The 13,026-nt window shown below is 62.5% G+C and carries 16 protein-coding genes; 12 read left to right on the top strand and 4 right to left on the bottom strand.

Going from position 1 to position 13,026, the window contains the following annotated elements; translation table 11 throughout:
• Positions 1-31 precede the first annotated feature (31 nt).
• From AC1D13_RS02165 to AC1D13_RS02155, 3 genes are all read left to right on the top strand, one after another.
• Positions 32-979, top strand: coding sequence for an alpha/beta fold hydrolase (locus AC1D13_RS02165; RefSeq protein ID WP_477666379.1), 948 nt, complete (start codon positions 32-34; stop codon positions 977-979).
• 166 nt (positions 980-1,145) lie between these two features.
• Positions 1,146-1,358 (top strand): 30S ribosomal protein S21, encoded by a 213-nt coding sequence (rpsU, locus tag AC1D13_RS02160; RefSeq protein WP_007872347.1) that lies wholly within the window; start codon positions 1,146-1,148, stop codon positions 1,356-1,358.
• Between the two features lie 121 nt (positions 1,359-1,479).
• Positions 1,480-1,929 (top strand): GatB/YqeY domain-containing protein, encoded by a 450-nt coding sequence (locus tag AC1D13_RS02155; RefSeq protein ID WP_457279094.1) that lies wholly within the window; start codon positions 1,480-1,482, stop codon positions 1,927-1,929.
• A gap of 214 nt (positions 1,930-2,143) precedes the next feature.
• Here AC1D13_RS02155 and pmbA read toward each other — a convergent pair whose 3' ends face one another.
• Positions 2,144-3,580 (bottom strand): metalloprotease PmbA, encoded by a 1,437-nt coding sequence (gene pmbA, locus AC1D13_RS02150; protein ID WP_457279095.1) that lies wholly within the window; start codon positions 3,578-3,580, stop codon positions 2,144-2,146.
• A 25-nt stretch (positions 3,581-3,605) separates the two neighbouring features.
• On the opposite strand from pmbA, the gene yjgA reads away from it, so the two are divergent.
• From yjgA to AC1D13_RS02135, 3 genes are all read left to right on the top strand, one after another.
• Positions 3,606-4,214: a ribosome biogenesis factor YjgA gene (gene yjgA / locus AC1D13_RS02145; RefSeq protein WP_457279096.1), complete on the top strand. Its 609-nt coding sequence runs from the start codon at positions 3,606-3,608 to the stop codon at positions 4,212-4,214.
• Positions 4,211-4,804 (top strand): molybdopterin adenylyltransferase, encoded by a 594-nt coding sequence (mog, locus tag AC1D13_RS02140; RefSeq protein WP_477688858.1) that lies wholly within the window; start codon positions 4,211-4,213, stop codon positions 4,802-4,804. Before yjgA ends, mog begins: the two co-directional genes overlap by 4 nt.
• Positions 4,805-4,878: 74 nt before the next feature.
• Positions 4,879-5,217, top strand: a complete 339-nt coding sequence (locus AC1D13_RS02135; RefSeq protein ID WP_457279098.1) for a DUF4870 domain-containing protein — start codon at positions 4,879-4,881, stop codon at positions 5,215-5,217.
• 81 nt (positions 5,218-5,298) lie between these two features.
• Here AC1D13_RS02135 and cysE read toward each other — a convergent pair whose 3' ends face one another.
• From cysE to AC1D13_RS02120, 3 genes are read right to left on the bottom strand one after another with little or no spacing between them, the layout of a single operon-like run.
• The gene (cysE, locus tag AC1D13_RS02130) at positions 5,299-6,072 is read right to left on the bottom strand and encodes a serine O-acetyltransferase (protein WP_457279099.1); all 774 of its coding nucleotides are present in this window, start codon (positions 6,070-6,072) and stop codon (positions 5,299-5,301) included.
• Positions 6,073-6,081: 9 nt separating this feature from the next.
• Positions 6,082-6,897, bottom strand: a complete 816-nt coding sequence (locus AC1D13_RS02125) for an RNA methyltransferase (RefSeq protein ID WP_477688857.1) — start codon at positions 6,895-6,897, stop codon at positions 6,082-6,084.
• A 14-nt stretch (positions 6,898-6,911) separates the two neighbouring features.
• Positions 6,912-7,772, bottom strand: coding sequence for a LysR substrate-binding domain-containing protein (locus tag AC1D13_RS02120; RefSeq protein ID WP_457279101.1), 861 nt, complete (start codon positions 7,770-7,772; stop codon positions 6,912-6,914).
• Positions 7,773-7,876: 104 nt separating this feature from the next.
• Here AC1D13_RS02120 and AC1D13_RS02115 point away from each other — a divergent pair, with 104 nt between their 5' ends.
• From AC1D13_RS02115 to AC1D13_RS02090, 6 genes are all read left to right on the top strand, one after another.
• A complete protein-coding gene (locus AC1D13_RS02115) occupies positions 7,877-8,164 on the top strand; it encodes a DUF1330 domain-containing protein (RefSeq protein WP_457279102.1) in 288 nt (95 codons plus the stop codon).
• A 152-nt stretch (positions 8,165-8,316) separates the two neighbouring features.
• Complete coding sequence (locus tag AC1D13_RS02110) at positions 8,317-9,288, top strand: inositol monophosphatase family protein (RefSeq protein ID WP_457279103.1); 972 nt, start codon at positions 8,317-8,319, stop codon at positions 9,286-9,288.
• A 144-nt stretch (positions 9,289-9,432) separates the two neighbouring features.
• Positions 9,433-9,729: a phosphopantetheine-binding protein gene (locus AC1D13_RS02105; protein ID WP_457279104.1), complete on the top strand. Its 297-nt coding sequence runs from the start codon at positions 9,433-9,435 to the stop codon at positions 9,727-9,729.
• Positions 9,726-10,397 (top strand): COG4648 family protein, encoded by a 672-nt coding sequence (locus tag AC1D13_RS02100; RefSeq protein WP_457279105.1) that lies wholly within the window; start codon positions 9,726-9,728, stop codon positions 10,395-10,397. The genes AC1D13_RS02105 and AC1D13_RS02100 overlap by 4 nt, the downstream gene beginning before the upstream one ends.
• Positions 10,394-12,058, top strand: a complete 1,665-nt coding sequence (locus tag AC1D13_RS02095; protein WP_457279106.1) for an AMP-binding protein — start codon at positions 10,394-10,396, stop codon at positions 12,056-12,058. Before AC1D13_RS02100 ends, AC1D13_RS02095 begins: the two co-directional genes overlap by 4 nt.
• A complete protein-coding gene (locus AC1D13_RS02090) occupies positions 12,055-13,023 on the top strand; it encodes an LpxL/LpxP family acyltransferase (protein ID WP_457279107.1) in 969 nt (322 codons plus the stop codon). Before AC1D13_RS02095 ends, AC1D13_RS02090 begins: the two co-directional genes overlap by 4 nt.
• Positions 13,024-13,026: the final 3 nt, after the last annotated feature.

Below are 13,026 nucleotides of genomic sequence, written 5' to 3'. Positions count from 1 at the left end.
GACTTGTTGCAACCCTCTCAAAGGAACAGCCATGAACGCTCTCACCCGTCTCGCCGCCGCCACCGCATTGGCCGCCGCCGTCACCGCCAGCCCAGCGATGGCCGCAGACGCCGCCGCGCCGCAACCAGCGGCGTCGGCCTCACGCAGCGCCAGCTACGTCACCACCCCGGATGGCGTGCAAATCTATTACAAGGACTGGGGCCCGAAGAATGGCCCCGTGGTGAGTTTCAGCCACGGCTGGCCGCTCAACTCGGACAGCTGGGAGTCGCAGATGATTTTCCTGGCCTCAAAAGGTTACCGCGTCATCGCCCATGACCGGCGCGGCCACGGGCGCTCCAGCCAGCCCTGGGACGGCAACGACATGGACCACTACGCCGCCGACCTCGCAGCGGTGATCGACACGCTGGGCGTGAAAGACGTGACGCTGGTGGGTTTTTCGACCGGCGGCGGCGAGGTGGCGCGTTACATCGGCCGTTACGGCACCGCGAAGGTCAAAAAAGCTGTGCTGGTCAGCGCCGTACCGCCCTTGATGCTGAAGACCGCAGCTAACCCGGGCGGCCTGCCGATCGAGGTGTTCGACGGCATTCGCCAGGGCGAATTGGCCAACCGTTCGCAGCTTTACCTGGACATCGCCTCGGGCCCGTTTTTCGGCTTCAACCGCCCCGGCGCCAAAGTCTCGCAGGGTTTGATCCAGTCGTTCTGGGTGCAGGGTATGCAGGCGGGCCACAAGAACACCTATGATTCGATCGCGGCTTTCTCGGCCACCGACTTCACCGAGGACCTCAGGCGCTTTAACGTGCCGACCCTGGTGATCCACGGCGACGACGACCAGATCGTGCCAATCGACGCCTCCGGCCGCGCCGCCGCGAAACTGGTGAAAAACGCCAGGCTGATCGTCTACGCCGGTGCGCCGCACGGTCTGGCCGACACCCACAAGGAGCGGCTCAACCAGGATTTGCTGACTTTCATCCGCGAATAAACGCACACTCCAGGGGGCCGGGCGCGGGGATTGAGGCGCTTCGGGAGCGCTTGAGAAGGGCTTCGCCGGGATTATTGGGCTATAATCCAAGGCTTTGCTAGCAAACCCGCGTCCGGCCTGATTCTGATCAGATCACTAACGACGCAAATTTTGGATCTATTCATCAATGACCACCATCCGTGTAAAAGACAATGAGCCCTTCGACGTGGCTCTGCGCCGTTTCAAGCGCACCATTGAAAAACTCGGCCTGCTGACCGACCTGCGCGCCCGCGAGTTTTACGAAAAACCAACGGCAGAGCGCAAGCGCAAGAAGGCAGCCGCCGTCAAGCGCAACTACAAGCGTATCCGCTCGATGCAATTGCCGAAAAAGCTGTACTAATTTTTAGTACCGCCTCACGGCAACAAAAAGCCCGCACGAGGACGCTCTGCGGGCTTTTGTGTTTTTGGCGCCTCCCCGGCCCAGTCGATTCCACCCCACCCTATTCGCTTCAGGAGCCCCAATGTCAGCACTCAAAGATCAGATCACCGAAGACATGAAAACCGCCATGCGCGCCAAGGACAGCGAGCGCCTGGGCACCATCCGCCTGCTGCTGGCGGCCCTCAAGCAAAAAGAGGTGGATGAGCGTGTGGTGCTGGACGACGCAGCCGTGGTCGCCATCGTCGACAAGCTGATCAAGCAGCGCAAGGACTCACTGGAAGCATTCCAGAAGGCCGAACGCAAGGATCTGGCCGACAAGGAAGCGGCCGAGCTGGTCGTGCTGCAGGCCTACCTGCCAGCGCGCCTGAGCGCCGACGAAGTCGCCGCCGCCGTGAAAGCCATCGTCGCCGAACTGGGCGCCACCGGTCCCGGCGACATGGGCAAAGTGATGGGCGCGGTGAAAGCCAAGCTCGCCAGCAAGGCCGACATGGGCCAGGTGTCTGCCGCAGTGAAGGCAGCGCTAGCCGGCTGAATACAGAGGTGGGCGGCTACATGTACCCGCCTTAAGCCAGTTCAAGCCGCGGAACCGGCTTTGCCGGGCCGCAGGCGGGCGGCCCCCGAGGGGCTGGAGCCTGCGGCTCCAAAGCTGCTTGAGCAGCTTTGGACAGGCGACAGAGGCGAAGCGTCTCGCGAGCCGCGGCCTGCAAGGCCTCGGGAGCTACACGAAGTGAGCGACCGTGGGGGCTCTAACTACCGGCGACCTTCATCCGGTTGACGAGAATCGAGCCCACGGTTTTGGCGCCGTAGTTGTAGGCGTCCGCACCCACCGCCTCAATGCCCATCAGCATGTCCTTGAGGTTGCCCGCAATCGTGATTTCCTCGACCGGAAAGGCGATGCGGCCATTCTCGACCCAGAAACCCGAAGCGCCGCGTGAGTAGTCGCCCGTCACATAGTTCACGCCCTGCCCCATCAGCTCGGTCACAAAAAGGCCGCGGCCCAGCTTGCGCAGCATGGCGTCCAGGTCGTCGCCCTTGCGGGTATGGCGGCTGGTCATGATGAGGTTGTGTGAGCCGCCGGCGTTGCCGGTGGTGCGCATGCCCAGCTTGCGGGCTGAGTAAGTGCTCAGGAAATAGCCCTCAACGCGGCCGGCTTCCACCACCTGTCGTGCCTTGGTCTTGACGCCCTCTTCGTCAAAGGGTGCGCTGCCTTTGCCTTTGCGCAGGTGCGGGTCTTCGGCGATGTCGATGTGTTTGGGGAAAGCCGGCTTGCCCAGGCTGTCGGCCAGGAAGGTGCTTTTGCGGTACAGCGCGCCGCCGCTCACGGCCTGCACAAAGCCGCCCAGCAGGCCCGCTGCCAGCGGCGACTCGAACAGCACCGGGCATTGCGTGGTCGGGATTTTGCGGCTCTTGAGCCGTGCCAGTGCACGCTCGGCGGCATAGCGGCCTACCGCTTCGGGGGCCGCCAATTCACCTGCATCACGCATGGAGCTGTACCAGGCATCGCGCTGCATCTGGTCGCCCTTGCCCGCAATCGGCGCCACCGAGATGCTGTGTCGCGAACTGGCGTAACCGCCGCGAAAGCCCTTGGTATGCGCACTGAAAAAATGGCTTTGCTGCGCCGACACACCGGCGCCTTCGCTGTTGGTGATCAGGCGGCTGGTACTCAGGGCGGCGGCTTCGCACTGCAGGGCGAGCTGGGCGGCTTCTTCCGAATTGATGGACCAGGGATGAAAGAGGTCGAGCGCCGGATGCACGCGCGCGATGTCGCGGTCATCGGGCAGGCCGGAGGTTTCGTCTTCCGCCGTGAAACGCGCGATGTCGTATGCCGCTTTCACGGTCTGTTCAATCGCCGCCTTGGAAAAGTCGCTGGTGGCGGCATTGCCGCGCTTTTTGCCGATGTAGACGGTGATGCCCAGCGACTTGTCACGGTTGCGCTCGACGTTTTCAAGCTCGCCCTTGCGCACGCTGACTGAGAGCCCGCAGCCTTCGGAGGCTTCCGCGGCGGCATCGGTGGCCCCCAGTTTTTTGGCATGGCCAAGGGCACTGTCGACGAGTTCCTCGAAAAAATCGCGGTGGTAGCTGAAACCGGATTCGGGCTGGGCTGACTGGCTCTTGGGGCCCGGGACGGGGCGGGAAGCACTGCGTGTTGCGCCGCTGGCGCGAGAAGAAGCTTTTTGGGTCATATGGGTAGCTATGATACTGACTGCTATGAACAACAAGACTCCCAAGGCCATCAAGGGCTACTGGTCCAACGGCCGCTTCGTCAAACCCGAGGAAATCGCGCTTGAAGAAGTCGGCCCGCCCAGCAAAACCCAGCTCAAGGCCGAGGCCGACGAAAAACAGGCGCTCGGTGAAGCGCTGCTGACCCTGCGCGCCGATTTGATGGCGCGCCTGGACCTGCCCGACAAGCTGCGCGACGCGATCGCCGATGCCAAAAAAATTACCAACTTCGAGGGCAGACGCCGCCAGATGCAGTTCATCGGCAAGCTGATGCGCCCGCTGGACCCTGACCCCATCCGCGAAGCCATCAATGAGCAGCTCAACGGATCGGCCGACCTGACGCTGGCCCTGCACCTGGCCGAGCAGTGGCGCGACAGGCTGATCGCCGACGACGCCGCGCTGGGCGCCTGGCTCGAAGAACACCCCGGCACCGACTCCCAGCAACTGCGCGCGCTGATCCGCCAGGCCCGCAAGGACGCCAAGCCCGAAAAACCCGGCGAAGCGCCGCGGCACGGCAAGTCCTACCGCGAGATTTTTCAGCTGGTCAGGCAAGGCATGGCACGAGGTCCTGAAGATGGCGAGGAGCCGGAAGCGTGAGCAGCGCCTTTGACGCGGTGAAGATCGGTATTGTCTCGGTCAGCGACCGCGCATCCGCCGGCGTCTATGTCGACAAAGGCCTGCCGGCACTCAAGGACTGGCTCACCCGCGCCCTGCGCAACCCCATCACCTTTGAAGAGCGCCTGATCCCCGACGAGCAGGCGGGTATCAGCGCCGCATTGATTGAGTTGGTCGACACCGGCTGCTCGCTCGTGCTGACGACCGGCGGCACTGGCCCCGCGCTGCGCGACGTGACGCCTGAAGCCACGCTGGCTGTTGCCCACAAGGAAATGCCGGGTTTTGGCGAGCAGATGCGGCAGATCAGCCTGAAGTTTGTCCCGACGGCCATCCTGTCGCGGCAGTGCGCCGTCATACGCGACAAATGCCTGATCATGAACCTGCCGGGCCAGCCCAAATCGATTGCCGAAACCCTGGAAGGGCTCAAAAACGCCGACGGCTCCCAGGCTGTGGCGGGCATCTTCGCCGCCGTGCCTTATTGCATCGACCTGATCGGCGGCCCTTACCTGGAAACCGATGAAGCGGTGTGCCAGGCCTTCAGGCCCAAAAGCGCCATACGCCCGCCGCGCTGAACCTTGCCGCTCGCCAGTTTGGGCCTGGCCTCTTTCTCACGTAGTATTCGGGCTTTACAACACGAGGAGCTGGGATGGACGACCTGATTGAAACGCCGAGCAAGGAATCGAAAAACACCGCCGTGCTGATCTGGATCGGAACCCTGTTTCTGGGTTTCATTCCGGGGCTGATTGTCTACCTGGTGAAAAAGGACGACGCCTATATCCTGGACCAGTCCAAGGAAGCGCTCAACTGGTCAATCACCGCGACCATCGGCTATGTGGCGGCATTGATCCTGACTTTTGTGCTGATCGGCTTTCTGGTGTTCGCGGCGCTGGGCATCTGCCACCTGGTGTTCTGCGTCATGGGCGCGCTGGGCGCCTCCAATGGCAAGGCCTTCCGCGTGCCGTTCGCGCTTCGCCTGATCAACTGAAGCCCACCGGCGAAAACAAAAAAGGAAGGGCTCGCCCTTCCTTTTTTTTGCCCGTCTTATTCGCCCGCCTGTCTCACTGCCTTATTTACCGACCAGCTGATTGAGCTTGTCGGCCTCAAAGGTTTCCGTAAGCGCGGCGTCCTGCGGCACGCAATCCTTGCTCATGGCTGTCTGCGGTCCGGAGAGTTTCTCAATCGCTTGCCACAGCAGGGCGATCTGGTGCTCCTGGCCGGCGGCGCTGTCGATCAGCCCGCGCATGGCTTGCGACAGCGGGTCATCCTCTTGCGTGATGCCATAAGCCGAAAACTGGGTAATGGTGACGTCGGCGCTTTCCCCGGTCTTGGAAGGAATGATGCGCGCCGGGATGCCCACCGCCGTGGCGCCTGCCGGAACGGGCTTGATCACCACTGCGTTGCTGCCAATCTTGGCACCGTCACCCACCAGGAAACCGCCAAGCACCTTGGCCCCCGCACTCACCACCACATCGCGGCCCAGGGTCGGGTGGCGTTTGGTGCCTTTGTACAGCGAGGTGCCGCCCAAAGTCACGCCCTGGTAGATCGTGCAGCCGTCGCCGATTTCAGCGGTTTCGCCGATGACAACCCCCATGGCATGGTCGAAAAACACGCGTTCACCAATTTTGGCGCCAGGGTGGATTTCAATGCCAGTCACCCAGCGTGAAAAATGTGAAATGAAACGGCCCAGCCACTTGAAACCGTGGTTCCAGCACCAGTGCGCCCGGCGGTGCAGCACCTGCGCATGCACGCCGGGGTAGCAGGTCAGTGCTTCCCAGGCCGTACGGGCGGCAGGATCGCGGTCGAGAATGCACTGAATGTCTGAGCGAAGTCGGGAAAACATAGGCGAAGTCTACTGAGGCTGTGAGCTGCTTGCTGGGACCACGCTTTTGCCCCTGGCTTCGGAGGCCTTCTGCAGCATGGCTTTGGCCACGCCGCGCAGAATGTGGATCTCTTCGGGGCTGAGCTGCGCACGGTTGAACAACTGATTAAGCCGCGGCATCAGTTTTTTGGGCGAGGCCGGATCCAGGAAGCCGATGCCGGTCAAGGCCTCTTCCCAGTGCCTGAGCATGCCCGCCACTGCGGCCGCGTCGGCCAGCGTCGGCTCCGCCGTGGCGGGCTGCACGCTGAAACCGCCCAGCGCCTGGCGCCAGTCATAGGCAATCAGCTGCACCGCCGCGCCCAGGTTGAGCGAGCCGAACTTCGGGTCGGTCGGAATGCTCAGCGCCACATGGCAGCGGTAAACGTCCTCGTTCTGCATGCCAAAACGCTCGGAACCAAACAAAAAAGCAACGGAATCGGGCTTCTGCCCAATAGGGGCAAGCGCAAGCAGCTCCTCTTTTGATAGCAGACCTGCCAGGCCCAGCAGCTGCGCAAAGTGCTGGCGCGGCGCCCGCGTGGGCGGGCCAAAGTCGCGTGGCGTCATGGCGGTGGCGCACAGGTGGGCCATGCCGTCTACGGCTTCATCCAGCGTGGCCACAATGCGGGCGTTTTTGAGAACGTCGAGCGCCCCGCTGGCCCGCTGGATGGTTTCTTCGCGGTTGAGCACATTGGCCCAGCGCGGCGCCACCAGCACCAGGTCGTCAAAGCCCATGGTTTTCATGGCACGGGCCGTGGCCCCCACATTGCCGGCATGGCTGGTATTGATCAGGATGAATCGCGTGTGCATGGAGCTGGATTGTCCTATGCCGGCGGCTTCAGGACGCGGAGCAATGCCTCCACCTTCGGCGACTTCGCCCCTTTGCGCCAGATCAGGTCAGTCTGGGCGCAGTCGCTGCCCGGCGGCAATGCGTGGATGCTGAGCCGGCCCCGCTCCGGAAAGGTTGCCAGCACGCTGCGCGGCACCAGCGAAATGCCCATGCCCACCACCACGCAGCCCAGCATGGCATGGTAGGACGTGATTTCAATCGTCTGCACCGGCATGCTGTTTTTCAGCAAGTACCAGGCTTCCAGCCGCGCGCGATGCGGGCAGCCCTTTTCGAAAGCCACCATGGCACGCGGAGGCTCACTGTGGATTGCCGTAATGGGCGGGTGCCCGGCACTCGCAACAATGACCAGTTCCTCGGTGTAAATCGCCTCTCGTTCAAAGGGACCCTCCGCAATAGCCCCAGTGACCAGCGCCGCGTCCATCTCTCCCGCCAGCACAGCTGCGGCCAGTTGCTGCGGGTTGCCGGTTTTAAGCGCAAGCCTGACCTCCGGATAGAGACGCACAAAATCGCTCAGAGGGGCCGGCAACCGCACAGCCGAAGTGCTTTCCATGGCGCCAAGCACAAATGCGCCGCGCGGCTGCCCGCCCTGCACCGCATCGCGTGCTTCGTCAGCCAGGCTGATCAGGCGCCCGGCATAGTCCAGCAACACCTGCCCGGCTGGCGACAGGTGCAGCCGCTTGCCCTCACGGATAAAAAGCGGCACGCCGAGCTTTTCCTCCAGCTGACGGATACGCGTCGTGATGTTGGATTGCACGCGGTGCAGGCGCTCGGCGGCACGTGTCACACCGCCCGCCTCCACCACGGCACGAAAAATAACCAGGTCGCTCAGCTCCATGATCTCTTGAAAAGATATTAATTATCTTTATTATTCATTTTTCAGAATGAATTGTCACGCGTATCGTCCAGCCTTCATCACTTCACACCACCCAAGGAACAAGAATGGCAAAGGCTTACTGGATCGTGCGCGTCTCGGTGCGCAATATCGAGGAATATCCTCGTTACCTCACGGCGGCGCGGCCGGCCTTCGAGAAGTTCGGGGCGCGCTTTCTGGTGCGCGGCGGCGCGTACGAATGCATGGAGGGCAGCTCGCGCGAGCGCAACGTCGTCGTGGAGTTTGCCGACATGGTGACCGCAAGGGCCTGTTATGCCAGCCCTGAATACCAGGCGGCCCGGGCGATACGCCAGCAACATGCAGACGCAGATTTCCTGATCGCGGAAGGCGCCTAGAACAGGTTTCTGGACGATTGGGACGCGATATCGCCCTTGAGGAGGGGTTGAAAGGGGACTGGAAAGGGTCGTATCGCGTTTATGGGAAAATACCGGCATTGCCCGCCGCCCGCATCGCCGGCGCCGGTTCGTTCCGCTCTTCCCTACAAGTTATGTCCAGCAATCTCCACCCCATGCTCAACGTGGCCATCAAGGCCGCGCGCGCTGCAGGCGCCATCATCAACCGTGCGGCGCTTGACGTCGAATCGGTTCGCATTTCGGTCAAGCAGACCAACGACTTTGTCACCGAAATCGACCAGGCCGCTGAAGCGGCGATCATCGAAACCCTGCTGACCGCCTACCCCGGCCACGGCATCCTGGCCGAAGAATCCGGCAGCGAGCATGGCGCCAAAGACTCCGACTTCGTGTGGATCATCGACCCGCTGGACGGCACCACCAACTTCATCCACGGCTTTCCCGTCTATTGCGTCAGCATCGCGCTGGCCGTCAAGGGCAAGGTCGAGCAAGCCGTGGTGTACGACCCCACCCGCAACGACATTTTTTGCGCCACCAAAGGCCGCGGCGCCTACATGAACGACCGCCGCATCCGTGTGGCCAAGCGCACCCGCCTGCAGGAATGTCTGATCTCCACCGGTTTCCCCTACCGCCCCGGCGACAAGCTCAAAAGCTATCTCAACATGCTCGGTGAAGTCATGAGCCAGTGCGCCGGCGTGCGCCGCCCGGGCGCTGCGGCGCTGGACCTGGCCTACGTGGCAGCGGGCTTCAGCGACGGCTTTTTTGAAACCGGCCTCAAGCCCTGGGACGTGGCGGCCGGCTCACTGCTGGTCACCGAGGCCGGCGGCCTGATCGGTAACTTCACCGGCGAGGCCGACTTCATCGACCACGGCGAATGCGTGGCCGGCAATCCGCGCATTTACGGGCAGATGGTGGCCACTTTGGGTAAATACAGCAAATTTGCCGGCGCCGGCGACAAAGCCACGGTACGTCAGACCCTGCAGGAAGACACTGTGAGCACCGAGACCGCCGACACCACCGCCCAGCCCGCAGACAAACCAAAGCTGACCGCCAAAAAGATCAAGGCCCCCGCGGCACGCCCCGACACCACACCGGACGCACCCTTCTAGCACCAGCCGTTGTAGGCAAAGGCCGCGATGAAGGCTTGAGCAATATAGCCTCAGCTAAAATTTCCGCACTGCGCAGGGAGTCGCATGCATGCAGCGGCCCCGACCGAACTGTTTTCGCACCTGGTAATAACTAGTAATAAAACTATGCCTGAATCCACCGTAAAAACCTCTTCCACATCGGCTGATGCAGCCTTGCTGCGCGAGGTCGCGGAACTGGTGGTGAGCGCCCTCAACCTTGAGGTGAGCGCCGACGATGTACAACCCGACGAACCGCTCTACGGCGACGGCTTGGGGCTGGATTCCATCGACATCCTGGAAATTGCGCTGGTTGTCTCCAAGCACTATGGCCTGCAGCTCAGGGCGGACCACGAAGACAACCACGCCATCTTTCATTCGCTGCGAAGCCTGGGCGACCATATTGCCGCCTGGCGAACCCAGTGACAGCTGTGCTGGCGACACGGTTTACCCAAGCCTGTCGCTGGGGCGGCATCGCGGCTCTGGGAATCGGCTACGCCGTGCTTTCCCATCTGGCCGCGGCATCGACGGCGCCGGGCTTGCTTGAGGCGCTGGTCGCCGTGCTTCCGCTGCTGGTGCTGGCCGTTGTCCTGGCCTGGCGTTCACCGCAGCGCCCTGTCATGCTGGCCCTTTGTGGTGTAGCCTGCCTCGGGTTTTATCTGTTCAGGGAATGGCTGATCACCCATTACAACTGGGTTTTCCTGCTTCAGCATGCGGGCACATATGCCCTGCTATGCGGAACTTTCGGCCGCACACTCGTGCAAGGACGCACACCGATGATTGCGCAGTTTGCCCGCATCGTGCATGGCGAGCTTTCGCCTGCGCTTGTTTCGTACACGCGGTCGGCCACCTTGGCGTGGGCCTTGTATTTCGGAATCATTGCGGGCTTTTCATTACTGCTGTTCTGGCTGGCGCCCATTGCTGTGTGGTCCACTTTTGCCAATCTTCTGGGCATTCCCCTGCTCGCACTGATGTTTGCAGCGGAATATGCCGTTCGCTGCTACGCATTGCCGGCAGCAGATCGTGCCGGTCCGCTGGAGGCCATTCGCGCCTACCGGCAGGCTTCCGCAGAAAGCCGCGCGCGCCGGCCATGACGACGTTTCCGCTGATCTCGCACACCCGGGCTGAAGACGTTGTGGCTTGCAGCCATGGCCAGGCCGTTACCGTTGAACATTTTCTGGCCGATGTCAGGCAGCTTGCGGCGGCCCTGCCCTCAGGCAAGCATGTTCTCAATGTCTGCGCAGACCGCTACCGATTTGCCGTGGGTATGGCGGCCGCCCTGCTGGCAGACAAGGTCAGCCTGCTGCCACCCACGCTGACGCCGGAAATGGTGAAACAGGTCCGCAGCTTTGCACCCGACGTGTTTTGCCTCGCGGACCAACCACAGTCTCTGGCCCTGCCGTTACTGAGCTGGACGGATGCGATGACGCCACGTCCGCCAGGAACCGCAACTGGCACGCAGTGCGATATTCCGCAAATTCCCGCATCGCGCATTGCCACCATCATGTTCACCTCCGGCTCGACCGGCACCCCGGTGGCGCACCGTAAAAGCTGGGGCGGGCTGGTTCGCAGCACGCGGGCTGAAGCCGGCCGGCTCGGCTTGCTGGATGGCCGCAAGCACAGCATCGTGGCGACGGTGCCGCCGCAGCACATGTTCGGCTTCGAATCCACCGTGTTGCAGCCTTTGCAAAGTGGCGCCATTCTGGTCGCGGCCCATCCGTTTTATCCGGCCGATATCTGCGCCGCACTGGCGCAAGCGGAGCGCCCCCGCATGCTGGTGACCACGCCCGTGCATTTGAAAGCGCTGCTGGCTTCAGGCCTGGACATTCCGCAGGTTGACCTCGTGCTGTCCGCCACGGCACCCCTGCCACCCCAGCTGGCATTGGCCACCGAAGCCCGGCTGCAGGTTCCTCTGCTGGAAATCTACGGCTCCACCGAAACGGGACAAATCGCCACGCGACGCATGACCGAGGCCCTGGCGTGGACACTCTTTCCGGACGTCACGCTGAGCATCAGGCAAGGCCAGACCTGGGCCTCAGGCGGCCATGTCGACCAACCCACCCCGCTGGCCGATGAACTGGAGTCGGTGTCGGACACACAATTTCTTTTGCACGGCCGGACTGCCGACCTGATCAATATCGCGGGCAAGCGAAGCTCGCTGGGCTACCTGAACCATCAGCTCCACGCCATACCGGGCGTGATGGACGGCGCCTTCTTCATGCCGGACGAGGGTTCCGGCGACACCGTGGTCCGGTTGATGGCTTTCGTTGTGGCACCGGGCCTGACGGCGCCGGCCCTTTTGGCGGCACTGAGGGAGCGGATTGACGCCATCTTCATCCCGCGGCCCCTCGTGCTGCTGGGCAGCCTGCCACGCAACAGCACCGGGAAATTGCCGCGCGATACGCTGGTTACCCTGGCGCGCGACCATCTTCAAAAGAAATCTCCCGTTCCGGGCGAAACCCGGTTTTCCATCGCCCCTGACCATCCGGCGCTTGCCGGGCATTTCCCCGGTACACCCATTGTTCCCGGTGTGGTGTTGCTCGACGCCGCCATACACGCGGTACAACACGCACGTACCGGCCATGCCCCGGAGGTCTGCCAGATCAGCTCGGCGAAATTCCTCAGCACGGTGGGGCCCGGTGAGACGCTGACCATCTCCTGCAGCACCACCGCCTCCGGCAGCACGCGCTTTGACATTTCCAGCGGCGACCGAAAAGTTGCCACCGGAACCTTGCTGCTATCGCCGCAGCCATGAACACGCCACGCGGAGCCAATGCGACATCCGGCGCCGAATGGCAGCAGCTCCCGGAACGCAGCAACGGCTTCATGCTGCGTGTCATGACCGGGATCTCGCTGAACCTGGGCCGTAGCGCCAGCCGCATCGTCCTTTACGGGATTGCAGCCTATTTCCTTATTTTCGCGCCGGCGGCGCGCCGGACGTCGCGAAACTACTTGCGGCGCGTGTTCGACCTGCCGTCGCCCGCTGCGGTCGGCTGGCGTCATCTGTTCCGGCATTTCCTGAGTTTTGCTTCTGCCATTCACGACCGTGTTTACCTGCTGAATGACCGCTTCGAGCTGTTTGATATCCGGGTGCACAACCAGCAACTGATCGACAAGGTGGTGGCTGACGGAAGAGGCGTGTTCCTCATCGGCGCCCATCTGGGCAGTTTTGAAGTTCTGCGGGCCATCGGGCGCCAGCAACCGGGCCTGCGCATTGCCATGGTGATGTACGAGGAAAACGCGCGGAAAATCAACGCGGCGATGGGCGCCATCAATCCCAAAGCGCAGCTGGACGTCGTGGCATTGGGACATATCGATTCCATGATCAGGGTGCACGAACTGCTGGATGAGGGTGCCGTCGTCGGCATGCTGGGTGATCGGTCACTGGGTAAGGACGACACCTATTCCATCGAGTTCCTCGGAGACGCCGCCGAGCTGCCGCTGGGTCCTTTTCGCATGGCCGCCATACTGAAACGCCCCGTGTTGTTCATGACGGGGCTGTACCGCGGCGGCAATCGTTATGACATTCATTTCGAACCTCTGGCGGATTTCTCGACGCTACCTTCGCGCGGCCGCACAGCGGCGGTGCAATCCGCCATGACGCGCTATGCTGCACTGATGGCGCAATACTGCCGCAGCGCGCCTTACAACTGGTTCAATTTTTTTGATTTCTGGCGACCTGCGCCGCGGCAGTCCGGCCAGCCCGAACAAAACACCTGAGCA

This window comes from Polaromonas sp. P1_E12 (assembly GCF_056405975.1).
The sequence above is the reverse complement of the archived record's forward strand: the minus strand, read 5'-3'. Positions and strand labels throughout refer to the sequence as shown.